Origin of the sequence: Synechococcus sp. UW179B (genome assembly GCF_900474245.1) — a bacterium.
GTDB lineage: Bacteria > Cyanobacteriota > Cyanobacteriia > PCC-6307 > Cyanobiaceae > Synechococcus_C.
On record NZ_UCNZ01000007.1, the window covers coordinates 83220 to 107321 of the forward strand.

Sequence of the window (24102 nt, forward strand, 5' to 3'; positions counted from 1 at the left end):
GTGTGGATCTTACTTAAACGGGTTGTGGCAGCTTGGTCGTTGCTGGAGCTGAGGCTTCGATCGGTTCAATCAAGGAGATGCCCGTCATGGCTTCGGGTTTGTCCAAATTGAGCAGCTGAAGAAGCGTTGGCGCAATATCGGCAAGGCCCCCATTCTCTCGAAGTCGAATCGAATTCCCGAATCCAGGGACCTTGCGTTTCTCTCCCTCGATCAAAATGACCGGCACGGGATTGGTGGTGTGTGCAGTCCAGGCCTGACCATCCGGTCCTTGCATCCGCTCTGCATTCCCATGGTCTGCTGTGATTAAAAGGGTGCCACCCATGCGCCCAACGGCATCCAGCAACTTGCCGATGCAGCGATCAACGGTCTCAATCGCTTGCGTAGCGGCTTCCATCATGCCGGTATGCCCCACCATGTCGGGGTTGGCGTAGTTGATGACAACGAGGGAGTGTTCACCCTGCTGGATCGCGGCAACACAACTTTCGGTGAGCGTGTCTGCGGACATCGCAGGAGCTTGGTCGTAGGTGGCGACCCGGGGAGAGGGGACGAGATGTCGCTTTTCGCCTTGAAGGGGTTGTTCAATTCCCCCGTTCATGAAATAGGTGACATGGGGATATTTTTCCGTTTCGGCTGTGCGGAACTGCTTGAGGCCGGCATCTGCGACCACCTGTCCGAGAAGCTGATCGAGGGATTCGGGTGGGAACACAACGGAGACTGGTAGATCCGTTTCGTATTGCGTAAACGTCACGACATCCAGCTTTGGCTGATGCACACGCTTGAAACCGTCAAATTCCGGGAGTGTGAGCGCCTGAACAATCTGTCTGGCTCGGTCTGGACGGAAGTTAAACATCAGCAACGCATCCCCATCTCGCAGTGGATCGTCGGAGACGCGAACGGGTTCTAAGAATTCGTCGGTGATGTCTTGGTCGTAGCTGCTGGTTAGTACGGATAAGGGCTCAGCGTCGGTCCTGGCCAAGTCAGGATCCGTCAGGAGGGCATAGGCCCGCTCTGTTCTCTCCCAGCGATGGTCACGATCCATCGCCCAGTAGCGCCCGCAGAGACTGGCAATTCGGCCAATTCCATGGCTGCTGATTGCGGCTTGGATTTTGCTTAGGTGTGTCGGTGCACTTTGGGTTGGCGTGTCTCGTCCATCGGTGATGGCGTGGATGGCCACGTTCTTAAGCCCCTCTTCTGCCGCCCATTCGAGCAGTCCGCAAACGTGGTCGACATGGCTGTGTACGCCGCCATCGGAGCAGAGACCGAGCAGATGCAGGGTGCCACCAGTGCTGCGGAGACGGTCGGCGACGGCTTGAAGCGCTGCGGTGCTGCCAAGCCGGCGTTCGCGCACGGTTTCACTAATACGCACCAGCTCTTGCCGGATGATCCGACCGGCTCCAATGGTGAGATGCCCGACTTCTGAATTGCCCATCTGACCGTCGGGAAGGCCCACATGGGATCCGCTCGCTTCAATCACGGCGTGGGGATAGGCATGCCAGAGCGCATCGATGACAGGAGTTGACGCGCTGCGGATGGCGTTGTGCTCAGTGGAGTCACAAATTCCCCAGCCGTCCAGGATCGCAAGAACCACGGGTGCAACGGGAGCGTTGCGAGGAAGATTTTGTTCGAGGTTGTTCGGTACGTTCACTCCGTCAATCTCAGTTCTTAAGTCCCTCTACAGATTCAAGTTACCTCCCTGCTGCCCAAAAGCTTCTGATTCATGCCTTGCAGGTTTGCAAAAGCTGATCGTGCTGGGGAAAATCGTTCATACACTGATCGCCTGAAAAGAAAGCGATGGCAGATCGAGACGTTGGGAATGATCGGATTGAAATTCTCTCTGCGGATGAGCTGCGAAAAACGGTGACGCGCCTGGCGTCTCAGGTGTTGGAGTCCGTGCCCAACGTGGAATCTCTGGTGTTGCTGGGGATCCCAACCCGCGGAGTTCAATTGGCGGGTGTCCTTGCTCGCTCTTTACAAGATCAGAGCGGTCACGCTGTGGCTACGGGCACTCTTGACCCCACATTTCATCGCGACGATTTAGGTCGTGTGGGTGTGCGCATGGTTCAGGCCACCGACCTGCCCGTGAGCGTGGAGGGAAGGGATGTCGTGCTCGTGGATGACGTTGTTTTTACGGGGCGAACCGTGAGAGCCGCCTTGGAGGCCATCCAGGCCTGGGGCAGACCACGGCGAGTGTCTTTGCTGGTCATGGTGGACCGAGGCCATCGCGAATTGCCAATCCATCCGGATTTTTGCGGCAGGGTCGTGCCGACGCGTCAATCGGAAACGATTGAACTGCGCCTGCTTGGTTTGGATGGGGAGGAGGGAGTTTTCCTTCGACGCGTTCATGAAAACAACCCTGAATGATCAGGCTTGCTTCACCCGGCTGGGGTTAGCTCGTCAACTCGGAAGTGGGCCTTGTAGCGACCAAAAGCCACAACAATCGGAAGCGTTGGGCTGATGGGACGCCCCTTCCAATCGTCGAGCACCTGGAAAACCTCTCCTTCACTTCCTTCCATATCGAAACTTTCTCCTCGATGTTGGGGGTGGTTGAAAACCACAACGCTGGTGGAGACGACAACCTTGTCACCCGGCTGCATGGACATCGGTTCAAGTCAGGCGATTGTCTCACGGGAAGTCAAAACAAGGCCTTAGTTCTTGGCCTGACAGAGCGTCTCAGGACCATCCTCAACGATGGTGCCGCCTAGATCGCTGCAACCGGCCATGAATGCTTCCCAAGGAGCCATGCCCTCGCGGATGTGGGCATCCACTGCCTCGTTCAATTGATCTCTCGCCACCGTGTGAGCCGGCAAGGCTCCGTGGCTGTGGTGCTCTTTCTGGTCCCTTAAATCGTCAATGGCCTGCTCGACTTCCTGACGCATGGGTTCGGCTTGGCGTTGCCACCAGGGATGATCGAGCTGGTTGAGGGCGCTGAGTGCCTCCCACCATTGTTCTTGGTTCACATGCCCTCTCAGCTGTTCCAGCTGAAGGCGATTGCGATTCCAGCTCTCCTTCAAGCCGTCACTTAAGCGACTTCCGGGGCGTCCATCGTGCTTCTCCAGCGGCTGAAGCATGGTCAATGCCTCGTTTAACTTGCCAGCGCGAAATTGAGCGAGAGCCTGTTCCCGTAGCTGATCGCGCCAGCGCTTGAGCTGTTGTTGATCTTGTTCTTTTTGCTGTGGAGAGCCAACGCCTGAATTCACGAGCTGCTCTTGAAGGAGCAGAGCTCGACCTGGATCAGCCTGATCCCAGGTTTGTTGAGCGAGTCTGCGTCGACACACGGCAAGCTCTTCGGGCGCTTTCTGGCCGAGCCAACGCAAGGCAGCTAATTGTTCTCCGTAGCGCAGGCATGCAGGCAGGTCGTTAGCTGCTAGTGCCCGACTCAATTTCCGCGGCAGCTGTTGCTCCCATAAATAAGCTCCAGCACAAAGTGCTGCGACTCCACCAAGGGTCGCCATCATCCAAAAATGTGGCAGGTGGCGACGCAGCGCCAAAGTCCAAAGCCTCTTAAGAGAATCTCCTTTCTATGGAGGGGAGAAAGGACTCTCAACGATGTGTGGACGGACCGTTCACTGCACAGTTATCAGAGTGCACGGTTCGATGGCCAAACCCGTTCTTAAATCTTCCCCGCTCATCACGAGTTGAGCCTCGTCATCAAGTTGAAAAGCTAGGCGTAGGCAGTCTTCACCTGGTTGGCCAACGGGATTGAGTTGAAGACGAATGGTCTTTCTTGGAAGAGGCTGAATGGTGTCTGGAACGTTGCTGTTGTCCCTAATCGTGGGAAGCCCTCCAACGAACACCACTTCGTGACGCCGCTCGCCCTGGGGCTCACCGAGCACGAGCTCAATGTCCTGTTGATGGCTGCGACTTGCGCTCAGGTTCAGCACCAAGGGTTGAAGCGAGGGCCATGGTTGGCCACTCAGAAATAAGGGATGCCAGTGATGGGCACGACTGCGACGATCCCAGCAGCGCAAATACACGCCTTTTTGGAGTAGATCTCTGATCCTTACCCCCGGCGTGAGATTGAGAGCACCAGTGGCCACGGCTTGAACGGGTGGTGGCGTCAGCAATGGCACCGGCTGCATCGTCTCTGATAACCATTGGCGCACCAGCGGAAGATGGGCTCCTCCTCCAACGGCGACGACGGCGTTGAGGTCTTCCGGTCTGCAGCCTTGTTGGCGGGCCGAGGCCAATGTGCGATCGAGCAGCCCTTCAAGAACCTTGATCAATCCCCGGCGCTCAAACAGCGCGTGGAGTTGGTTGCGATTGAGCGACAAGGTGATGGGTTGCGCGAGATCGATGCTGCTCGCTAACTCGCTGAGGGTCTCCTCATTTCCGACATCAGGGCTGCTCAGGCGGCATTTCAAGCGTTCAGCCGCATTCAAAAGGCTCGTCTGACTTCTCAGAATTAGATCCGGATCGTTTGGAAAAAGGTGATCCAAGATCCAGTGATCGAGATCCCTGCCACCCAAGGGGATGCCTGCTTTCCCTAAGACCCTTGCCGAGCGCAGCGTTTGCTTGCTGTTTTTAAGGTCTCGCCCCCGAAAGCGCAGCAGCTGAGCGATGGGAGCTGCCCTTCCTTCCCCACCTTCTAAGGCGACAAGGGAGAGGTCCAACGTGCCTCCGCCTAGATCCACCACCAACAACTTGGAGCCTGCAGGCAGTCCTGCGCCCATGGCCGCGGCTGTTGGCTCATCCACGAGCGCCACCTCGTCAACCGGAAGGATCGTGCAGGCCTGCAACAGCCATTGGCGATAACCAAGCGCCTGATCCACTGGAGCTGTGAGCACCAGCCGCTTCACCGATACGGTCGTGGGCAGGCGTTTCCAGATCTGGTGCAAAAGAATCTCGCCAGCTTGCTCAGGGCTGAGGGGATGGGATGGAAGGTCGGATTTGTCCAAGACGCCGATCCAGCGCTTGAAGTCGCGATGAAGTTCCGGGGATGTGCCATCGGAGAGTCCGCTGTCGAGGACTTGCCGGCCAACGAGAGGCTGATGGTTGGAAAGAGCGTTGCTCCAGATGAGGCTCGGGACTTCCCCCGGTCGTTGACTGATCGGGGCGAGATCGAGGAGTTGGGGGGGGGAGGCGCTGCCGTCGTGAAAGGCCACCACCGTATTGGTGCTCCCAAGGTCGATGGCCAGTGTTCCTTGAACAGAAAGATGAAGGTTTTGTTCGTCCTTTAGGGGCTGATCCTCAGCCATGGCCATCTTGATAAGGAGTTAAGGCTACGGGGCCTAGCGATGGATCGGTTGAGCCGCCTGGTGTTTTCCTTCTACAGGGAGGAACCAGAGATTGAAGCTGAGTTGGAACCGTTACGTGATTGCCGGATGTCTCGTAGTTGGGGATGCATTCGTATTGAGTGCATGGATGGGAAGCACCTTGAAGAGGTGAGTGGTTTGATGACGCACCTGAGACGTCCACTCCTCGCGATGGGGTTAGGCCGCCAGATCGTTTTGCGAGTGCCGGGTCGTCCCCAACGCGCTTATCCCATGCAGGTTCCGTTTCACAGCGATTTGCTCACATAGAGTGAAGCGTCGATGACTAGATGGGAATGATTTCTGCAGGTGTGGACTCAAAGGACCTCGCGAAGCGGGGTGAGAGCTTGATTCGTCAGTCCACCAACCGTTATCTGACAACAGTCAAAATCGCTTTTCGCGCTAAGCAGCGACGTTTTGACGACTTCGACGGGCTTCTAGAGGAATCCAGTGTGAAGCCGGTTCATCGCGCAATTGTTGAGCTTTCCGACGAGCAGGATCAGCCTGATCTCCTGCCTGGATGATCCAAGAGGAGGGGCCTGGCTGGCGTCTCGCCCGTGATTTCAGCCGTGACGGCTTTCCCTTCCTGATCGGAGGGGACTCTTGGGCTGTCGAGCTTACTGAGATGGAAGTGAAGGGGCTGCAGGCCCTTCTTGTTGAGCTCGACCATCAACACACGCTGATTTGTGATCAGTTGATGGAGGAAGAAGCCATCACCTTGGAGCTGGAACAGCAGGAGTGGTGGGGGTGCCTTGATGGCACCCGTGACCACTGGGGGCTGCGTGTGGTGCTTCAAGGCAAGGGGATGCAGAGTCGAGGGCTCGAGGGCGCTTGGCCTGCTCCAGCGGCTCAAGCTTTCCTGGCTGCGTTGAGAACGGTTTGGGATTGAAAATTGCATTAGCTGGTCTGATCAATCAGGATTGATTGATTTTTCCACGTTGGAACAGCCCCATTGCACAGCTTTTCCACAGGCTCACGGGCTGTTTTTGAGTTGCGGTCTTTCCCCTGTGGAAAAACATCGGTTTTGGAGATTGTGTGCTATCGCCCGAGCGCGGTTAGTGGCCCCCCTGGAGAAGGGAAAACTCCTGTCTTGGACTGCTTTTTTGGCCTAGGCCGCAGGGGCGGAGTGGTTGGCAATGGCCTTCGCGACCTCTGTTGACGGCCCCTTGTGATTGTGGAGAACAGGCCATAGATTCGGGTCGTTATGAAGAGGGAGCGAGGAGTGATTCAAGGCCAATTGGTGACTGATCAGGTTGTTGAGTCCGTTGCAGTTGGTGCGGCTCAATCAATGCCTGAGCCCATCCAGGGTGAAGGCATCGTCAGTTTTCAAGCTGAGATGCCCCTGCCTTTGCACCAGGCCATGGCGGACTTTATTGAGCGTTGTCCGAATTGGGATCAGTACCGACTCGTGCAGGCCGCTTTGGCGGGATTTCTTGTTCAGAATGGGGTGGATTCCAGAGAGCTCACCCGCCTTTACGTCGGCAAAATGTTTCGTCGCGACTCCCTTCGCCAAGGCGTTTGAGTCCGGCAACTGGCCATCAACAAGAGGGCGCTAAACGGAAGACTTAAGAGCAGCCCAAGGCTCGCGGCAATGAGGCCAAGCAAGTTGATTCCTAGAAGAAGTCCCAGCAAGGCCATGACTTTGAGGCGATTGGCCTGAACGAGTTTGCGACTGTGCTCCATGGCTCGGAGTGGCCGATAGCCGTGATGGATCAGCAACGGAATGGAGAGAAGTTGGCCAATCAGCCAGATGGCGATGCCGACACCACCCAACAGGAAGGCCAAGCTGGCAAGAACACCGCTGTGGGGGGCTAAAAATTGACTCAAAAGACGAATCGAGCTGATCCCTCCAATGCCGATGAGGATCTCTAGAACCACGAGGCCGCAGGTCTGCTTTAGAAGCCAAAAGAATCGGCGTCTTGCCGCGGGTTGCTCTGGGTCTCGATCCAATCCCCCTGGTAAGTGTTCGTCTGCCAGCTGCAGCAGCGCTAAGAGGGGAGCGAGCGGAACAAGGGCCGCCATCACGAGCACAAGATCGCCCGTGTATTGAAGGAAACGATTGCCGCTGAGTTGGAGGTCTCGTGCGATCACCCCTAAGCCCATCAGGCTGATCAGCATCAATGCTGTCAGTCCGATGAAGGACCAAGGCGCTTTCCTGAAGCCAATCCAGGCCCTTGGAATAATGGTGGCAATCGGCAGTCGCTCAGTAGAAATGTTTCCGAGCGGATCATTGAAGTGGTCCAAGTCTCTTTAATAAATCCATCGCGATTTCTGTGTCAACCGGAAGAATGGACAAGCGATTTCCGCGACGAACGACGGTTAGCTGGTCTGCTTGGTATGACTCACGAAGATCATCAAGGGTCAGCATGTCAGAAAACTGGCCGCGATAGGCAAGTTTCACGCAATCCCAGCGTGGAGCGTCTTGCTTAGAGGCTGGATCGTGATACTTAGAGCTGACATCAAACTGCGTTGGATCGACAAGGCCCGTTTCTGTAACTTCCATGAGACCTACAATTCCTGGAGGTTTGCAATTGGAGTGGTAGAAAAAAGCTTGATCTCCGGTCTTCATTTTGCGCATGAAGTTTCGAGCTTGGTAGTTTCTGATTCCATCCCATAGCGTAACTTTTTCATCCCTTAAATGTTCAATGCCGTAAATATTTGGCTCGCTTTTCATGAGCCAGTAGGAGGCTTTAGTCATGGCAAAAAGTTTGAGGAGGCGGGATGATGGGGGTGCATTACTGAGATTGTATGCGCGGCATTCTCTGAGGATTGCCCTGGGGCTTAACCGATTTTAGCTGTTCATGCTGATCAAGCCAGCGTGGTTTCTTGCGCACGCGGTCCTATTCTTGGAAATGCATTGATTAAATATCTCTACCTTCTTGTGGCGTTCATTGACTAGTGGCTTTATCTGACAGGTGAAATGGCTTTAAGTAAAAGGAAGGCGATCATCATTATCTTCTTCGTTGTGCTCGCGTCCGTCTGCTTGCGGGAGAGGGATCTGTCTTACTCGGAAGAAGGGCTTTTCGCCCTTTCAAGGGGAATTCTTGAAGGAAGCACAGGTTGTTTCAACTGGCTCAAACCTCTGCCCGTTCTTATTGGGCTGAAGCCCTAATCGTTCGAGAGCTTCCACCGCGTCAATTTTGTCAGAGTTGTAAAGAGAGCAAGTCTGTTGATCTTTGGCTTCCTTGGCGTTGCAAGACACCAAGAAGAGAAAGAGGGTGAAGGGTAGAAGGTATTTTGATATCTTCATTCAACGAACTTAGGGAATGCGCCTGGTGCTTGCCTGGATTTTCGAGAGAATTGTTTGCTGTGCTGAGAAAGGCTTGCAGGAGCTGAGCTCTGAGTCGTCTGGACTTTGAATGGATAGGATCTTCACTGGCTTGGTAAATATTTTTTAAAGGCTGTCTGGTGGACCTTGATGCTGATGGCCTTGATTTAGAAGGCTATGGATTTGCCAGGCAAATCGCTCGTATGGGCTTAGTTTGCTCGCGTTGATGGGCTATGAGAGTATTGCTCAATCATCTCCCTAAAGTGATTGCCGCGGGCTTCAAAATCCTTGTATTGATCGAAGCTTGCGCAGGCGGGTGATAACAGCAGAGAGGAGGCATTCCCATTTTTCCCTTTCTCAACCGCTGCCGTCACGGCATCCGTCATGGTGGGGTGCGATGTCAGGTCTCCTGTATAGCCAGAGCCACGAATCAGGCCCGATAAAACATCTCGATCACTTCCGAATAGGGCGATGGAGCAAACCTTGTCTTGAAGCAATTGCAGCCATCCACTCGCATCGCCTTGTTTAGACAATCCACCGGCAAGCAAAATGATTGGGCCTGGTACGGCTTGAAGTGCAACGGCAGCCGCGTCGTAATTCGTGGCTTTGCTGTCGTTGAAGACGTTCATTCCGTGGAGCGATCCCAGATTCTCTAGGCGATGGGGCACTCCAGGGAAACTGCGAAAGCCACGCTCAATCGCTTGCGGTTCTAATCCAGCTTGCAAGGCAGCTGCTGTTACTAGCAGCATGTTTTGGCGGTTGTGTTCGCCAGGCATGGCCAGAGCATTGGCTGGAAAGAGGGCACCTTTTTTATTGCAAACGAAACCTTCTGGATTCACCCAAAGCTCAAGATTGAATGGCTCATGGTTCGTTTGTGCAGAGCTAACCCATTGGGCATCTGGCCAGTGGGCCTGCCTGCTCTTTAGGTCAGTGTCGTCGGCATTGAGAACGGCATGCTTGGAGCGTTGAAGCAGGCCTTGTTTGATGTCTCGATAGGCATCCATGGACCCGTGTCGTTCCAAATGGTCGGGCGTCAGCGTTGTCCAAATGCCGATGGTTGGTCTTACTTCATTCGCCGATTCAATTTGGTAGCTACTCATCTCCATCACGATCCAATCCGGTTTGATTTGGGATGGATCCATGCATTGCAGCCCTAATTCGGCGGCGGAATGGCCCACATTCCCTGCCATCGGCGCATGCAGTCCCGCTTGGTTGAGAACGTGATGCAGCAAGTGCGTCACAGTGGTTTTGCCATTGGTGCCTGTGATTCCAATCCAAGGGCAATGGCGAAGGGCTTGCCAAGCCACGGCCATTTCACCTCTCACTGTCACGCCGTGGTCGCGTAGCTGCATCAAGGTGGGATGGTCCCAGGGGATCCCCGGGCTAATCACCACTTGCTCAACTTGATCTAGCCAAGGTTGAAAGCTGGAAAATTCCAGAGGGCATCCCAACTCGGTTTGGATGCCTTGATTTTTTAGTTGTTGGGCTTTGAACTGTTGTTCGGGACCGTCATCCCTTTCGAGAACAACAACCTGATGACCTTGGGCATGAAGAAGGCGCGCTGCGCCGACCCCGGAGCGGCCAAGCCCCACGATCAAGCTGCATGCCATTGTCCAACTCCTGTCCCTAAAGGGAAGTGGGCGATACTGGAATCGAACCAGTGACCCCTACCGTGTCAAGGTAGTGCTCTACCTCTGAGCTAATCGCCCCCAGCTCTCAAATTTGTCCTTTGAGACGGGTGGTTGATAAATGGCTCAACCAGGCACTGAAGTTAGCAGTTGGAGTGCCCTCAAAATTCGCTCCACTTATTGGCGGAGGATGTCAATGCGCCATCGCTCCCGTTTCGTGCGTTCGATGTTCATGACCTCGATGCTGCCTCTCTCTTGAAGTTGCAGGCGGTCTCCCACTTTTAAATCGCGACTTGCCAGCCGCACCGGTTCCCAGTTGAGGCGCAACCGCCCGTCCTTAATTTGTTTCACGACCTTTGAGCGAGAGATGCCAAAGCCGGCAGAGGCAATGGCATCAAGACGGCATGAAGCTTCAACGCTGCTCAAGCGGCGAGCAACGCGCTGAACAGGCCATTGCAGGGCCTCGAGTGGCCAAGATTCGCAGGTGATCATTACCTCGCGAACGCTGCCTCGCTGGCCTTGCAGCAGGGCCGCGGCCTCCGGTGTGCAAATGGCCTGAGCACCTCTGTCTCCACGGATCCATAGATCACCGAGAGCCGCTTCATCCACCCCGATGCGTTGCAGGGCCAGACGCATCTCGTCGGGTGAGGTTGGGTCGAACAGGAAGTTCCCCTCCACGTTGAGACCAGCCAAAGGACAAGGGGGCTCAGGCTCTGGGGACGTCGCATGTTGGATGAGCAACCGTTTTCGCTCGGCTCCTGGGTAGCCGCCATCACGGCTGATTTTCAGTTCTGCCAGGGCCCCGAGCTGATTGGCATCTTCCAACATGAGGGCTGAGAGGAAAGGACTCCAGCGGGGTTGCCAGGTCTTCAGAACGTCTTCCGCAATGTCGATCAAGGCGGCCATCGTTGTGGGATGTCTGCAGGACCGAAGCAGCGCGTCGCGAGGGAGGCTCATAGTTCGCTGAGCCGAACCACCTGCTGGGGACGTGCCTTTTGGACGGTTTGCCAAGGCAATTCCAACCCGGGCCTCGTTTCTAGAAGCAGGAGCCAGCAGCCTTCGAGGTGTCGATTGCGCAGGATTCTTACGCCATCCTCGTTTTCCGACGGCACGCTGGCGGCGGCGGCATAGCTGCCCATCAGGCCGGACCCCATGCCCAATAATCCCCCGATGAAGGCTGCACCCCAGGGACCAAAGCTCGCAAACGTATCGAGCGTGGTGATCTGGGTGAAGGTGGCGCCGGCGAAAAACCCGAAGGGCATTAACCAGCGTGCCATCGACTTTTGACGGCGACTGCGGGCCAGATTGGGGTTGAGCAGGTCCACATCGTCCATCGCCTCAGCAGGGAGATCAGAATCGGAGGCGGATTCTTGCTGCTGTGGCTCGGCGCCTTTCCCGGGGGCGGGTGCGACGAGGGCGACGCGAAGCAATGGCGTGCCTAACTCTTGGAGCGACAGGCGAAGACGGTCGGCAGCAGTGCGCTCATTGAGAACCAGAACGCAAACGGGCATGAAACAACAGCAGCCGAGCTTTCATTCTCTCTCGGAATAGTTGTTCTTGGAGCCGATTCTCTTGGAACTGTTTGGGCTGGAAAACACTTGGAAAAGACCGTTCGGGCTGATCTCTACAGTTAGTGGTGGCTCTCTCCCGCCGCTGGATGACAAAAGTTCTCGTTTCAGACCCCATTGATCAGGCGGGGCTCGACATCCTTGGCCAAGTGGCTCAAGTCGATCAGCGCGTTGGGTTGTCACCGGAAGAGCTCAAATCGATCATTGGCGATTACGACGCCCTGATGATCCGTTCGGGCACCCAGGTCACAGCGGATGTGATTGAGGCTGCTGATCGGTTGCGGATCATCGGCCGTGCGGGTGTGGGGGTCGACAACGTGGATGTGCCTGCGGCGACGCAGCGCGGGGTGTTGGTGGTGAATTCACCCGAGGGCAACACGATCGCCGCGGCGGAGCATGCGCTTGCGATGTTGCTGTCGGTGTCTCGTCACGTGCCCCAAGCCCACGGTTCGATGCGGTCTGGAGCCTGGGATCGCAAAAAATACGTGGGGAATGAGCTCTATAAAAAAACGCTCGGCGTGGTGGGGTTGGGCAAAATCGGCTCCCACGTCGCTCGCGTCGCGAAAGCGATGGGTATGGAGGTGATCGCCTTTGATCCGTTCATCTCTGCAGAACGTGCTCAGCAGATGCAGGTGCGGCTCACCACGTTGGAAGCCCTGTTCCAGCAGGCCGATTACATCACCCTGCATATTCCGCGCACGCCGGATACGGAAAATCTGGTCAATGCCGAGCTGTTGCGCACGATGAAAAGCACGGCACGGATTGTGAATTGTGCCCGTGGCGGAATTGTTGATGAGCCGGCGATCGCGGAAGCGATTGAATCCGGAGTGATCGCAGGGGCTGGTCTGGATGTGTTTGCATCTGAACCGCTAGCTCAAGACTCCCCTCTGCGCGCTGTGGAGCGAGGGCTTGTGTTGACCCCTCACCTCGGAGCGTCCACGGAAGAGGCTCAAGAAAATGTGGCGGTTGATGTCGCCGAACAAATTCGTGATGTGTTGCTGGGACTGCCTGCCCGCAGCGCCGTGAATATCCCAGGCCTCAGTGCCGAGATCATGGAGCGCCTCAAGCCCCATCTCCAGCTGGCCGAAACCCTCGGTTTGCTCGTGAGCCAACTCAGTGGTGGGCAGATTCAGGAGTTGGAGGTGCGTTTGCAAGGCGAATTCGCCAGCCACCCCTCACAACCCCTGGTAGTGGCGGCTCTGAAGGGCTTGCTCAGCACGGCACTGGGAGATCGGATCAACTACGTGAATGCATCGCTGGAGGCCAAGGGCCGCGGCATTCATGTGCTGGAAATTAAAGATGATGCCAGCCGTGATTTTGCGGGTGGGTCTCTGCAGCTCACCACTCGCGGTGGTCAGGGAGGTCACAGCGTGACCGGTGCGGTGTTTGCAGATGGTGATTTACGCGTGACCAGCATTGATGAATTCCCCGTGAATGTTCCACCAAGCCGTCACATGCTGTTCACCAGGCACCGCGATATGCCAGGCATCATTGGTCACCTCGGCTCCCTTCTTGGTGAGCACAACGTCAACATCGCTTCCATGCAGGTGGGGCGTCGCATCGTGCGTGGGGATGCCGTGATGGTTCTCAGCATTGATGACCCGATTCCTCCCGCTCTGTTGACCACCATTCACAGCATTAACGGCATTCAGGAAGCCCACCCCGTCACGCTGTGATGTGGTGGCGCCTTTCCCTACCCCTGCCTCCCGTTCTTGAGGAGTCCTTGCTTTGGAAGCTGGAGTCCCTTGGGCTGCATCGCTTGGCCGTTCAACATGCCCCAGAGTCGCCAGACCAGCGCACGTTGCTGGCATGGCTGCCAGCGTCGGAGTGGCCGCAAGATCAACGTGACCAGTTGCTGAACAGCCTTCGCCCGATGGCGGACACGTTCGGACTGGCCTTGGCAGAGCCGCTTTGGGAGGAGTTGGCCGACGAAGACTGGAGTCTTAGTTGGAAAAAGCATTGGCAACCAGATCCCGTGGGTCAGCGTTTGTTGATCCTTCCGGCATGGCTGCAGGTCCCTGAAGAGCACGCCCATCGCTTGGTCTTGAAGATGGACCCTGGAAGTGCTTTTGGAACCGGCAGTCATCCCACCACCCGCCTCTGCCTTGAAGCGCTTGAGGCGATGCCTCCACGCGATCAGCGGGTGGCTGATTTGGGCTGTGGGAGTGGAGTGTTGGGCTTGGCTTCCTTGGCCCTTGGCGCGCGTGAGGTGTTTGCGGCTGATACCGACTCATTGGCGGTTCGGGCGACCACAGACAACGCTGGCCTCAACGCTTTGAAAGCCGAACAACTTCGCGTCAGCCATGGATCGATCGATGCGCTCGCGGCCCTGTTGAACGGAGAGGAGGCGGATTTGCTTCTCTGCAACATCCTTGCTCCGGTGATCGAAGCTTTAGCCCCGCAGTTCGCTTCGGTGCTCAAGTCCACAGGCCGCGGCCTGCTGAGTGGTTTGTTGGTGGATCAGGCGCCTCGGCTGATTGAGGTTTTGGCTGAATGCGGCTGGCAGGCAAGGCCAATCGGGGAACAAGGACGCTGGGGCCTGCTCGAAATCAAGCGACTCATTCAATAAGTCCTTCTTATTAATGCTCCGTCTTTGATTGGGCTTGGACGGAAAACCCTGATGAATCCCGTATCAAGGCGTCTGTCCGATGTAGAAGGGTTCGGTCCAGCAGGTTCAGATCGATTCGATCTCTGCGCATTACATCCATCCATGGCTTCTTATAAGGTCACCCTGGTCAGCGAGAGCGAAGGCCTCAACAAGACCATCGAAGTTCCTGACGATCAGTACATCCTCGATGCTGCTGAGGAGCAAGGCATCGATCTTCCCTATTCCTGCCGTGCAGGCGCTTGCTCCACGTGCGCAGGCAAAATCACTGCCGGCACCGTTGATCAGTCCGACCAGAGCTTCCTTGACGACGACCAGATCGAAGCTGGTTTCGTTCTGACCTGTGTGGCCTACCCCACTTCAGATTGCACCATCAAAACTCACGCTGAAGAAGAGCTGTATTGAGCTCTGCAGCTTCGAGCTGAGGTCGCCCATCCGAGCGATCGTTCTGCCACCCCTCGGGGTGGCTTTTTAATGTGATGACGGCTCTAAGTGTTTGATCATCCCTGTGACACCTGTTCCTGCCCTGCGTTCTGATGTACAGGCACTGCTGGAGCACGGAACGGTGCATGCCAGTCCAGGCGGACAGTACAGCTTTCGGGTGATTGGACCCTGTTGTCGTCTGTTTGATCGTGAGGAGTTGCCCTGGCCCTGTTGTCGCTTGGCTTGGCGTAGCAAAGAGCCGAGTTGGCGTCGGGTGGGTCGCCGGTTTGTTCCAGATCTTGCTTCCAGGCGCTGCCCTTCCTATTCCGTTGAGTTGCTCCAGCCGGGCTCTCGCCCTACGGCCACGCTCCTGACGCTCTTTTCGATGCGCTTGACGCCTGAGTTGCAGGAGTGGTGGTACAGCCGTCAACCGAAGTCCATGGCTGCTGACAATGATTCACCTGCCGAGCCGTCTCGATCAGAGCCTTTCACGGTGGACACGCCATAAAAAAAGCCTGCTCCGAAGAGCAGGCTGAGCGATTGGGATCTTGTTTGGGCGTTAGAAGTAGATCTTGCCGCCGCCCCATTCGACACCCAAGACTTTGGGGGCCACCAGGATGTATCCGGACATCAGGCGGAGATCTTCATCGGTGAGATCGCGCATGGCGGGATAAAGATCGCGACTGCGCATGCTGGGATGCAAATCGGCGATGCTGTATTCCCCGTCGTAGGACGTGGGGTCTTGGAGGTAATCCACGAGAGACGCGACGTTGTCACGGGCTGGAGTGGCCAGCGCAAGCGTTTCAGTATCCAGGCCCACATTCTGGTTGGTTTTGGTGATGCCGCCGGCGTGGCAGGTGCCGCAGCTGACGTTGAACACCTTCCGCCCTGTCTTGATTTCCTGCTCACTGAAGGTGACCAGGGCGCCATCGCCGTCAGCTGGCACCGTGAGGATCTCGGCATCCCACTGGGCGGCCTGGGCGGGGGCGCTGATCAACAGTCCAAGCAGCACTGGCAGGGCGATCAACAGTCGATTCAAGGATCGACGCAATGTGGAGAAAAAAGAGGCCATGAAAGATGTCAGAGACTGACGTAGACAGCGCACCAAGTCCTTGTATCACGGGGTGGGATGCGGATGAGCCCCTTAAGGGTCTAGTGATCACGAACTGTTGCAGCGCGCGCCCACGGATTAAGAGGGATGGACGTCCACATTGAGGAAATCCTTGGCCAAAATCGTGTTCGGAAAAATGGCCCTGGCTTCTGCCACCAAATCGTCTGCGGTGACTGCGTTTCCAGGGGCATAGCGCGGGCTGAGGTGGGTCAGCGCTAACTGCTTGACACCGGCTTCAGCAGCGGTCTGCGCCGCCATGGTGCTTGTGGAGTGTTGCCTTTTGAAAGCCATGTCGGCTTCGGCGTGGGAGAAGGTCGATTCATGGATCAGCAGGTCGGCTCCCTGAGCCAGCTGCACCGCTGCTTCGCAGAAGACGGTGTCGGTGCAATACACAACGCTCACGCCCGGTTGTTCTGGCCCGCATAAGGTCCGGCCATCGATGGTTCGACCGTCCTCCAGCGTGACCGACTCACCGCGCTTCAGCGCGGCGTACACAGGCCCTGGCGGGATCTGGAGCTCTCTCGCTTTGTCGATGTCAAAACGCCCTGCTCTTGGCTTTTGTTCGGCTCGATAGGCGTAGGCCGGAACGCGATGGTTGAGGGGGGCCGCGGTCACGATCAGATCGTCGTCTTCGAACACAACGGTGTGTTGTTCAGCCGCTTCGCGAACGCGATGGATCGCCAGCGGATAGCCGATGCGGGTTGAACTCGTGCGCAGAACCCCTTGGAGATACGCATCCAAAGGATCAGGGCCGTAGAGATCCACCCCATTGCTTGTGCCGCCCAGCCCCAAACTCGCCAGCAGCCCAGGCAGTCCGAAGACATGGTCGCCATGCATGTGGGTGATGAACACTCTCCTCAGTTGGGAGAGGCGCAAATCGCAGCGCAAAAATTGATGTTGGGTTCCCTCTCCGCAATCGAACAACCACAGCTCCGATCTCTGCGGCAAACGCAGTGCCACAGACGAAACATTGCGACCCCGGGTGGGCACGCCTGAACTGGTTCCAAGAAAGGTGACCTGCACGTTTTAACGCGCTGAGCCATCAAATCTGCCACGGGGACCTAGCCGCTTCCGAATCATCAGGTCACACTGAGCTGCCTGGTTTCAGCTTGCAGTGCTCACACGTACGTCAGCGTTTTTCCCTGTGCTGACTGCTGCCTTGGCCATGCCGATTGCTGTGATGGCGGTCAGCTTCGAGCAGCGGGTTGTGCAGGCGGCACAGGAGCCGTCGATGCGCGTGCTGTTGTCACAAGCCTCGGTGGTGCGTCTGCGCGCTGATGCAGATCAGCCTTTCTTGGTGCGAGGTCTGGGCCGCGGCGATCAACGCATGCGCTCGATGGAGGTCAGTCTGAGATCCGGGCGCCTCAAGATCAGTGGTCAGATGCGTGACGGCTCGTCTCGCTCCCTGTCCGCTGGCTCTGCGATCGAGGTGCAAAGCGATGACCCCCGCGGCATCTGGCTCGGCTCTCGCCGTTATCGCGGCCGGTTGCAGTTTTTAGTGCGTGGCGGCCAGGTGCAGGTGGTGAACCACATTGGGATTGAGACCTATTTAGCCAGTGTTGTGGGGAGTGAAATGCCCCATCGTTGGCCATTGCCGGCCTTGCAAGCGCAGGCGGTTGCGGCGCGCACCTATGCCCTCAGGCAGCGCGGGAAGACAGGAGACTTTGATGTCAAGGCCACCGTCTCTAGCCAGGTTTACCGCGGGGTTGAATCCGAAACCCCCAGCACAATCGAAGCCGTGGAAAGCACGCGCTCGTTGGTTTTAGTCCATGCCGGCCGGTTGATTAACGCTGTGTTTCACAGCAGCTCTGGTGGTGCAACGGAACCCAGTGGTGAGGTTTGGCGCAGTCAACTTCCCTATTTGGTCAGCGTTGCGGATCACGATCAGCACAGTCCGGTGCATCGCTGGAACAAACGGTTTGATGACGATCAGCTGCGCGATCTCTTCCGTGAAACTGGAGGTGTCAAGCGCTTGCAGGTGCTCAAGAAAAGCTCGACGGGTCGGGTGCGTTCGGCGCGTGTGCAGGGTCCACGAGGCTCTTTGGTGCTAACGGGGAGGGAGCTGCGCAAGCGTCTCGGTCTCAAAAGCACGATGGTTCAATTCGAGCTCATCAATGGCTCGGTCGAGCCTCCAACGGCATCGACTCACACAGCTACTCGGACAACGTCTCGGACAGCCTCACAATCCGGCTCTCAAGCAGCTCCGCCTTTGATCGGGCTGTGGCAGGACTCTGCGAGTGGTGCTGCCAACACCGGTCCTGCCACCACATCCAGCCCCCCGAGTCGACTGGCGTCTCTCCTGCCACCACCACCGCCACCACTCCCCCAACGCAACCCTTCAGCTTTCAACCGTCCCCGTCTTGATGTCAAGGAGGGTGAGCTGGTGCTCGAAGCCCGTGGTCAAGGCTTTGGACACGGGGTTGGAATGAGTCAGTGGGGAGCCCATGGTTTGGCTCTTCAAGGTGCTGATTTTCGTCAGATTCTTATGCATTACTACCGCGGAGCAGAGATTCGCCCCTATCGACCCAGTGATGACCCAGCAGTGGCGCTTCGGCTCCGTTCAGAGTCAGCCTGGTGGGGTTGATGACAATGGCCGTTCATCGTGCTCAAGATCTCGGACACGACCACGATCATTCGCAGGCGCAATCCGCTGCAGCTCATGGAGGCTGTGGTTGATCAGCTTGAGCAACGCTTGCTGGCCTCTCTTGAGTCAGCGGCGTTTCGGCCCCTCGGTTTGGCGACTGGACGCACCATGGAGCCCCTCTATGCCGCCTTGGTCTCTCGTTTAAGGGATTGGCCTACGGATCGACTACAGCTTTTGCGTCAGCACTGGCGCAGTTTCAACCTTGATGAATATGTGGGTTTGGCAGCGGAGCATCCCAGCTCTTTCTCCGCCTTCATGGGACACCACCTGGTGGGGCCTCTAGGCCTGGACCCTGCTCAGGTCTCGCTGCCAGATGGAGCGACTGCCGACCCTGAAGCAGCCGCTGATCGCTATGCAGCCGCGATCCGTAGCGCCGGGGGGATTGGCTTGCAGCTGTTGGGATTGGGCAGCAATGGCCATGTGGGATTTAACGAGCCCCCCTGCGGTCCAGAGGTGCGTTGTCGCGTGGTCAGGCTCAGCTCCAGCACGCGATCTCAAAATGCCTCTGCGTTCCAGGGTCGTCCGGGGTTGGTGCCCGAGCAAGCAATCACCCTTGGCCTTCAAGAGATCTTGGCGGCGGATGAACTTCACCTGATCGTGACGGGTGCATCCAAGGCGGGAATCCTGCGCAAGGCTTTGGATCGTGATGGTGATCCAGAGGTGCCGGCCAGCTGGCTACGGCGTCACCCAAGGCTTTGGTTGTGGGTGGACGATGCGGCATGGGGTGAGGAAGGACCGTGAACCGATGACGGCGACCCAATGGAACTTTTGGATTGATCGAGGCGGAACCTTCACGGATCTCGTTGGTCGCGCCCCCAGTGGTGAGCTTGTGGTTCGCAAAGTGCTCTCAGAGCAAGCGAGCGATTGTGGTGATCCCGCTGTTCGTGCCATCCGAGAGCTGATGGGCTTGCCTGCGGCAGCTCAGATTCCGCCGGGTTTGATCCAGGAGGTGCGCTTGGGGACAACCGTGGCGACCAATGCCCTGCTTGAGGGGGCAGGCGAGCCAGTTCTGTTGATCACCAACCAGGGTCTGGCGGATTTGTTGTTGATTGGTGATCAGCATCGCCCTGATCTGTTCGCTCTGGAGATTCCAGTTCGGACGTCGCTGGCCGTGGCGGTTGTTGAATCCAGAGGGCGATTGAATGCCGATGGGGAAGAGGTAGAACCGCTTTGCCTCGATGCCGAGCTGGAGACGCGGCTCCGCGCTCATCGGAGTGCCGGTATCAACGCCTGCGCCATTGCCCTGATGCATGCCTGGCGTGAGCCAAGCCATGAGAGGCGACTGGCGGCATTCGCCCGATCGCTGGGCTTCACCACGGTGGTTTGCTCCCACCAGGTGAGCCCATTGCCGCGCTTGGTTCCTCGGTCTGAGACCACCGTCGTTGAGGCGGCGGTGGAACAGGTGCTCTTTCGTTATCTCCAGCAAGTGATGCAGTCCCTTGGAGGGCAGACACGCCTGCGGGTGATGACCTCCAGTGGCGCCTTGCAAGGTCTTGATCAACTGTTGGCGAAGGACACGATTCTCTCTGGGCCCGCTGGAGGGATGGTCGGGGCGGTTGCCGCAGCAGAGGCTGCTGGTTTGGCAGGTCAGGCGCTTGTCGGTGTGGACATGGGTGGCACCAGCACCGATGTGTTTTGTTTGCCAGCAGGAGCCTCTGACAAGGACTGGGAGCGCAGTGCGGAGACCAAAATTGCCGGCCTCGAGTTGTCTGCTGCGCGACTTCCGATCCAGACCGTCGCCGCAGGTGGGGGCTCGATCATTGATACCGATGGCGATCGTTTGCAGGTGGGTCCTCGCTCTGCAGGCGCCAACCCTGGACCCGCTTGCTACCGCTGTGGTGGCCCCCTAACCATTACCGACGCTCATCTTTATCTGGGTCGTTTACAGGTGGACGCCTTCCCCGCTGTGTTTGGTCCGGCGGCTGATTTGCGTCCGGATCTGGAGGTGGTGCGCAAGCGCTTTGAGGCGCTTGCTGGCCAATTGGGACGCGATCCTGAGTCGCTTGCGGAGGGGGCGCTTGACCTGGCCGTGGAAACGATGGCTGGTGCGATTCAGCAGGTGTCGTTGCTGCGGGGTCATGACATTCGTGCTGGAGCTTTGGTGGCCTATGGCGGAGCGGCCGGGCAATTGGCGTGCCGAGTGGCGGGAGTGTTGGGTCTCCGCCAAGTGTTGATCCATCCCCTCGCGGGCGTTTTGTCGGCTTTTGGCCTGGGTCAGGCGCGCCTGCGGGAATGGCGTCAGGTGGTGGTGCGGGGTGCCCTTGACGCGGAATTGTTGACGTCCCTTCCTGGAATGATTCGCCAGGAGTTGGAGGTTGCAGAGGACAAGCTGGAGGCAGCGGGTGCAGGCCCTGCGTCTCAATTTGAGCGGCGCATTCGGCTGGAGCTTCGGGATGCTGCGTCAGAACGTGGCTTGCTGATCCCGATCGCTGAGCTCGCACCCACCTTGCAACTCTCACAGTTGGAAGCTGATTTTGACCAAGCCCATGCTCAGCGCTTTGGCTACAAGCCTCCCCGCACAACCGCCTTGATCGTGGAGCGGTTGGAGGTTGAAGTGTTTACGGCACCCGCACGCCTTCAGGACGACAGCCAGATGGCTTCAGAGCCACGGTCGCTGTCGGACGCTCTCAGCAAAACAGCCACCATTCACTGGGCTGGGCTGGGCTGGCAGGAGGTTCCGGTGCTGCAGCGTTCCGATGCTTTGTTGCGTGAGCCTTTGCAGGGTCCAGCTTTAATTCTTGATGCCACGGGTTGCACCGTGCTCGAGCCTGGCTGGTCAGCCTGCTGTGACTCAGCTGGAAGCTTGCTCCTCACCGGTGAGGAGCTTTCGGTTCCACGGTCAGCGCGGGATCAGGTTGTTGATGTTCCAGACCCGGTGGATCTGAGCCTGTTTCATCACCGCTTCATGGTGATCGCTGAGCAGATGGGGGAGCGGCTTCGGCAGACGAGCCGCTCTGTGAACATCCGCGAGCGGCTGGACTTCTCTTGCGCGTTGTTCGATCACAACGGGGCCTTGGTTGCCAATGCTCCCCATATCCCCGTTCATTTGGGATCCATGGGTGAGGCGGTGTTGGACCTGCTGAATCAGATCCAGCGTGGAGAACGTCCGCTGCTTGAACCGGGCGAAACAGTGCTCAGCAATGACCCCTATCACGGAGGAACCCATCTTCCGGACATCACGGCGATGACCCCTGTCTTTGGTGAGGGGGAACGGCCGAGTTATTACGTCGCTTGTCGCGGACATCACGCCGATGTTGGGGGACTCACTCCTGGGTCCATGCCTCCCTTCAGTCAAGAGATCAGAGAGGAAGGCCTACGGCTCCGCAACTGGTCACTGCTGCGTGGGGGTGTCTTGGATCGGGATGGCTGGAACGCGATCTTGAAGGCAGAGCGGCAGCCGCCGCGCTCTCCCGATGTGCTTTGGGCGGATTTGCAGGCTCAGGTGGCGGCGAACCGCCTCGGCGTGAACCATCTCGAACAATTGATGCTGCGCGAGGGGGCTGCCCGCGTTAGTCGATATATGCGTTTTGTTCAAATCCATGCGGCGGAAACGGTGCGTCGTGTGATTAGCCGTTTGGCGGACCAGCAGTTCAGCGTGGAGTTAGACCATGGCGGCCGTTTGCAGCTTGCTGTGCATGTGGACCACCAAGCGAGGACGGCGCGCCTGGATTTCACGGGCACGAGTCCCCAGGGGGAGCACAATTTTCATGCTCCGCTCGCGGTGACCAAAGCCGCTGTGTTGTACGTGCTGCGCTGCTTGGTGGATGAATCGATCCCCCTGAATGCGGGCTGCTTTGAGCCGCTCACCCTGGTGGTCCCGCAAGGATCGTTGTTGAATCCGCTCCCGCCAGCGGCTGTGGTGGCAGGCAATGTGGAAACCTCTCAGGCGCTCTGCAACCTGTTGTTTGCAGCCATGGGAGTGATGGCCGCGGCGCAGGGAACCATGAACAACCTCACGTTTGGAGATGAGCAATCCCAGTACTACGAAACGATCACTGGCGGCGGCGGGGCCGGTCCGGGTTTCCAGGGGTCATCCGGCGTGCAAACCCACATGACCAATTCCAGACTCACAGATCCGGAAATCCTCGAGCAGCGATTCCCAGTGCGTTTGGAACGCTTTCAGCTGCGCCGAGGCAGTGGAGGCACAGGCCGCTGGTGCGGTGGTGATGGGCTTGAGCGGCAGATTCGTTTTCTTGCTCCGATGACGGTGGCTTTGCTGTCTGGCTCTCGACGGGTGCCTCCATTTGGTTTGGCTGGTGGAGAGGCCGGTGCTCTTGGGATGACTTGGTTGAGTGAACAGGGAGGTCCCTGGCAGAAACAATTAGGCTGTTTCGAGCAGAGGGTTGAAGCTGGTGATCGGCTTTGGATTGCAACGCCTGGTGGTGGCGGCTGGGGAATAGCGGAACCAACGCAATCAATCAAAGACTCAATAACTTCTTCGGTTGCCCAAGAAAGGACTTGAAAAAGGACCTTCTTGGCTAAAGGAAATCATGGTCGTCAGCGTCGTCATTTTGACCGGCTTGGATAAAGAGGGCGCTCAAAAAGGGAATGATGCAGATCCCAACAAATAGTTCCATGGTTATAAAATTGTTGTCTATTAACCATGATTTGGGGTGATCCTGACGGGGAGTATTGGATGTTACTTGGACGATTTTCTCTGGTTAAATATGATGCTAAATTTCAGGGATGAGTATTTTGACGTTTAGATGCTTTGTAGCTATTGATGCGGATTGGGCTCCGCTAGCGAATGATTTGTTGTTAGGAGTAGATGCGTGATGCGTGTTCTCGAACACATTGTTGTGTATCTGGATTAACCAGGATGATGGAAACAGTCGTTCTATGTTTCTGGAGCAACGGGTTCATGATCCGATGAGCGAAATTGAAGCGTTTCGACAGCAATTGATAGAGGCGAATCCTCGCTGTGCCTCTGGAAGTCATGACCCAGTCTCTTCGAATGAAAGAAGGGATTTGATCCATGTCGATCTGGTTGTTGCCCACCAGGCCTTGGACAGGCTCACTGACAACCTTTTGAAGGATATGGGCCAGGCCTACAGCAATGAGGCTCTAAGTTATTACGCGCAAATGCGTGGTGAATTGTGTGCTTATTTCAATAGAATTTCTTTGCTGTTAGATGATTATCACGATGGGATCGAGTCGACAAGATAATGGTTCGCTTGTGATTTTTTAGCGTCCTGCTTCTCTCTCAATGTATGACGCCTCATGAATGTCGTGATGGATCTGATTCTGTTGATACAAGGCAGATGGGTCCAAGCAGGCTCAAATCGAGCTGCTCTGAGATTATTGATCAGTATCTTCTTTCTGATCGTTGTCAGATTCCCCGCCATCGCTTGAATCAATGCAATGAAGACGTTGAGCATGCGGTTAGCTGGGATGAGTTGACGGGCAGGAAGTAAAGCTTGCTTGCGAAGTGCCAGATGATTTGGATCCTCACAAAGGGGAGGATGTCATCAATCCTTTCCTGTAGATGCCAACATTGCCCGGGCTTGCAGGCTAGTTTTTGCGTTTTTTGATGGTTTCGATCGGTGTTGGAAAACGGAGAGGCCGCCCCTCCCGGATGGAAGAGACGGCCTAGCTCGCTCGTTTAT

General features: G+C 56.9%; 24 protein-coding genes and 1 tRNA gene. 13 read left to right on the forward strand and 12 right to left on the reverse strand.

The features are described 5' to 3' along the window. Positions 1-13 precede the first annotated feature (13 nt). Positions 14-1645, reverse strand: a complete 1632-nt coding sequence (gene gpmI / locus DXY38_RS04240) for a 2,3-bisphosphoglycerate-independent phosphoglycerate mutase (RefSeq protein WP_115070604.1) — start codon at positions 1643-1645, stop codon at positions 14-16. Positions 1646-1791: 146 nt separating this feature from the next. Here gpmI and pyrR point away from each other — a divergent pair, with 146 nt between their 5' ends. Continuing rightward, on the forward strand, positions 1792-2361 hold the full coding sequence (gene pyrR / locus DXY38_RS04245) for a bifunctional pyr operon transcriptional regulator/uracil phosphoribosyltransferase PyrR (protein ID WP_006854294.1): 570 nt from the start codon (positions 1792-1794) through the stop codon (positions 2359-2361). A gap of 11 nt (positions 2362-2372) precedes the next feature. Here pyrR and DXY38_RS04250 read toward each other — a convergent pair whose 3' ends face one another. The 3 genes from DXY38_RS04250 to DXY38_RS04260 form a co-directional block, all read right to left on the reverse strand. Continuing rightward, a complete protein-coding gene (locus tag DXY38_RS04250; RefSeq protein WP_006854293.1) occupies positions 2373-2594 on the reverse strand; it encodes a ferredoxin-thioredoxin reductase variable chain in 222 nt (73 codons plus the stop codon). Between the two features lie 51 nt (positions 2595-2645). Further along, positions 2646-3452: a hypothetical protein gene (locus DXY38_RS04255; protein ID WP_115070625.1), complete on the reverse strand. Its 807-nt coding sequence runs from the start codon at positions 3450-3452 to the stop codon at positions 2646-2648. A 111-nt stretch (positions 3453-3563) separates the two neighbouring features. Beyond that, positions 3564-5195, reverse strand: a complete 1632-nt coding sequence (locus tag DXY38_RS04260) for an Hsp70 family protein (protein WP_115070626.1) — start codon at positions 5193-5195, stop codon at positions 3564-3566. A gap of 39 nt (positions 5196-5234) precedes the next feature. On the opposite strand from DXY38_RS04260, the gene DXY38_RS04265 reads away from it, so the two are divergent. The 4 genes from DXY38_RS04265 to DXY38_RS04280 all read left to right on the forward strand — a co-directional run bounded on the left by DXY38_RS04265 (position 5235) and on the right by DXY38_RS04280 (position 6771). Next, positions 5235-5519 carry a hypothetical protein gene (locus tag DXY38_RS04265; RefSeq protein ID WP_115070605.1) on the forward strand — a complete coding sequence of 95 codons (285 nt, stop codon included), beginning with the start codon at positions 5235-5237 and terminating at the stop codon, positions 5517-5519. A 26-nt stretch (positions 5520-5545) separates the two neighbouring features. Beyond that, complete coding sequence (locus tag DXY38_RS04270; RefSeq protein WP_011620178.1) at positions 5546-5773, forward strand: DNA-directed RNA polymerase subunit omega; 228 nt, start codon at positions 5546-5548, stop codon at positions 5771-5773. Then, the gene (locus DXY38_RS04275) at positions 5770-6138 is read left to right on the forward strand and encodes a DUF1818 family protein (RefSeq protein WP_115070606.1); all 369 of its coding nucleotides are present in this window, start codon (positions 5770-5772) and stop codon (positions 6136-6138) included. Before DXY38_RS04270 ends, DXY38_RS04275 begins: the two co-directional genes overlap by 4 nt. Before the next feature lie 315 nt (positions 6139-6453). Then, positions 6454-6771 carry a DUF2811 domain-containing protein gene (locus DXY38_RS04280; protein ID WP_371410987.1) on the forward strand — a complete coding sequence of 106 codons (318 nt, stop codon included), beginning with the start codon at positions 6454-6456 and terminating at the stop codon, positions 6769-6771. Here the strand turns inward: DXY38_RS04280 and DXY38_RS04285 are convergent. The 6 genes from DXY38_RS04285 to DXY38_RS04315 form a co-directional block, all read right to left on the reverse strand. Next, positions 6723-7493, reverse strand: a complete 771-nt coding sequence (locus DXY38_RS04285; RefSeq protein WP_115070607.1) for a hypothetical protein — start codon at positions 7491-7493, stop codon at positions 6723-6725. The two genes, DXY38_RS04280 and DXY38_RS04285, sit on opposite strands and share 49 nt — an antisense overlap. Beyond that, positions 7477-7947 (reverse strand): EVE domain-containing protein, encoded by a 471-nt coding sequence (locus tag DXY38_RS04290; RefSeq protein WP_115070608.1) that lies wholly within the window; start codon positions 7945-7947, stop codon positions 7477-7479. The genes DXY38_RS04285 and DXY38_RS04290 overlap by 17 nt, the downstream gene beginning before the upstream one ends. Positions 7948-8726: 779 nt before the next feature. Then, on the reverse strand, positions 8727-10127 hold the full coding sequence (gene murD / locus DXY38_RS04300) for a UDP-N-acetylmuramoyl-L-alanine--D-glutamate ligase (protein ID WP_115070610.1): 1401 nt from the start codon (positions 10125-10127) through the stop codon (positions 8727-8729). 27 nt (positions 10128-10154) lie between these two features. Beyond that, a tRNA-Val gene (locus tag DXY38_RS04305) sits at positions 10155-10226 on the reverse strand. 96 nt (positions 10227-10322) lie between these two features. Then, a complete protein-coding gene (locus tag DXY38_RS04310; protein WP_115070611.1) occupies positions 10323-11102 on the reverse strand; it encodes a photosystem II S4 domain protein in 780 nt (259 codons plus the stop codon). Then, positions 11099-11656 carry a hypothetical protein gene (locus DXY38_RS04315; protein WP_006854281.1) on the reverse strand — a complete coding sequence of 186 codons (558 nt, stop codon included), beginning with the start codon at positions 11654-11656 and terminating at the stop codon, positions 11099-11101. The genes DXY38_RS04310 and DXY38_RS04315 overlap by 4 nt, the downstream gene beginning before the upstream one ends. Positions 11657-11802: 146 nt before the next feature. Here DXY38_RS04315 and serA point away from each other — a divergent pair, with 146 nt between their 5' ends. The 4 genes from serA (at position 11803) to DXY38_RS04335 (ending at position 15249) form a co-directional block, all read left to right on the forward strand. Further along, the gene (gene serA, locus DXY38_RS04320) at positions 11803-13389 is read left to right on the forward strand and encodes a phosphoglycerate dehydrogenase (RefSeq protein ID WP_115070628.1); all 1587 of its coding nucleotides are present in this window, start codon (positions 11803-11805) and stop codon (positions 13387-13389) included. Then, the gene (gene prmA, locus DXY38_RS04325) at positions 13389-14282 is read left to right on the forward strand and encodes a 50S ribosomal protein L11 methyltransferase (RefSeq protein WP_115070612.1); all 894 of its coding nucleotides are present in this window, start codon (positions 13389-13391) and stop codon (positions 14280-14282) included. Before serA ends, prmA begins: the two co-directional genes overlap by 1 nt. Before the next feature lie 141 nt (positions 14283-14423). Beyond that, entirely contained in the window at positions 14424-14723 is a 300-nt protein-coding gene (locus DXY38_RS04330; RefSeq protein WP_006043345.1) for a ferredoxin, read from the forward strand. A gap of 103 nt (positions 14724-14826) precedes the next feature. Then, positions 14827-15249 carry a hypothetical protein gene (locus DXY38_RS04335; protein ID WP_170952850.1) on the forward strand — a complete coding sequence of 141 codons (423 nt, stop codon included), beginning with the start codon at positions 14827-14829 and terminating at the stop codon, positions 15247-15249. Positions 15250-15300: 51 nt separating this feature from the next. Here the strand turns inward: DXY38_RS04335 and psbV are convergent, their stop codons facing one another. Further along, a complete protein-coding gene (psbV, locus tag DXY38_RS04340; protein WP_222930111.1) occupies positions 15301-15813 on the reverse strand; it encodes a photosystem II cytochrome c-550 in 513 nt (170 codons plus the stop codon). A gap of 117 nt (positions 15814-15930) precedes the next feature. Then, a complete protein-coding gene (locus DXY38_RS04345; RefSeq protein WP_006854276.1) occupies positions 15931-16875 on the reverse strand; it encodes a ribonuclease Z in 945 nt (314 codons plus the stop codon). 142 nt (positions 16876-17017) lie between these two features. Here DXY38_RS04345 and DXY38_RS04350 point away from each other — a divergent pair, with 142 nt between their 5' ends. The 4 genes from DXY38_RS04350 (at position 17018) to DXY38_RS04365 (ending at position 23662) form a co-directional block, all read left to right on the forward strand. Continuing rightward, the gene (locus DXY38_RS04350) at positions 17018-18436 is read left to right on the forward strand and encodes a SpoIID/LytB domain-containing protein (RefSeq protein WP_115070630.1); all 1419 of its coding nucleotides are present in this window, start codon (positions 17018-17020) and stop codon (positions 18434-18436) included. Between the two features lie 75 nt (positions 18437-18511). Then, positions 18512-19237, forward strand: coding sequence for a glucosamine-6-phosphate deaminase (locus DXY38_RS04355; protein ID WP_170952852.1), 726 nt, complete (start codon positions 18512-18514; stop codon positions 19235-19237). 4 nt (positions 19238-19241) lie between these two features. After that, a complete protein-coding gene (locus DXY38_RS04360) occupies positions 19242-22958 on the forward strand; it encodes a hydantoinase B/oxoprolinase family protein (protein ID WP_115070631.1) in 3717 nt (1238 codons plus the stop codon). 407 nt (positions 22959-23365) lie between these two features. After that, the gene (locus DXY38_RS04365) at positions 23366-23662 is read left to right on the forward strand and encodes a hypothetical protein (protein WP_244279004.1); all 297 of its coding nucleotides are present in this window, start codon (positions 23366-23368) and stop codon (positions 23660-23662) included. The last annotated feature ends 440 nt before the right edge of the window (positions 23663-24102 follow it).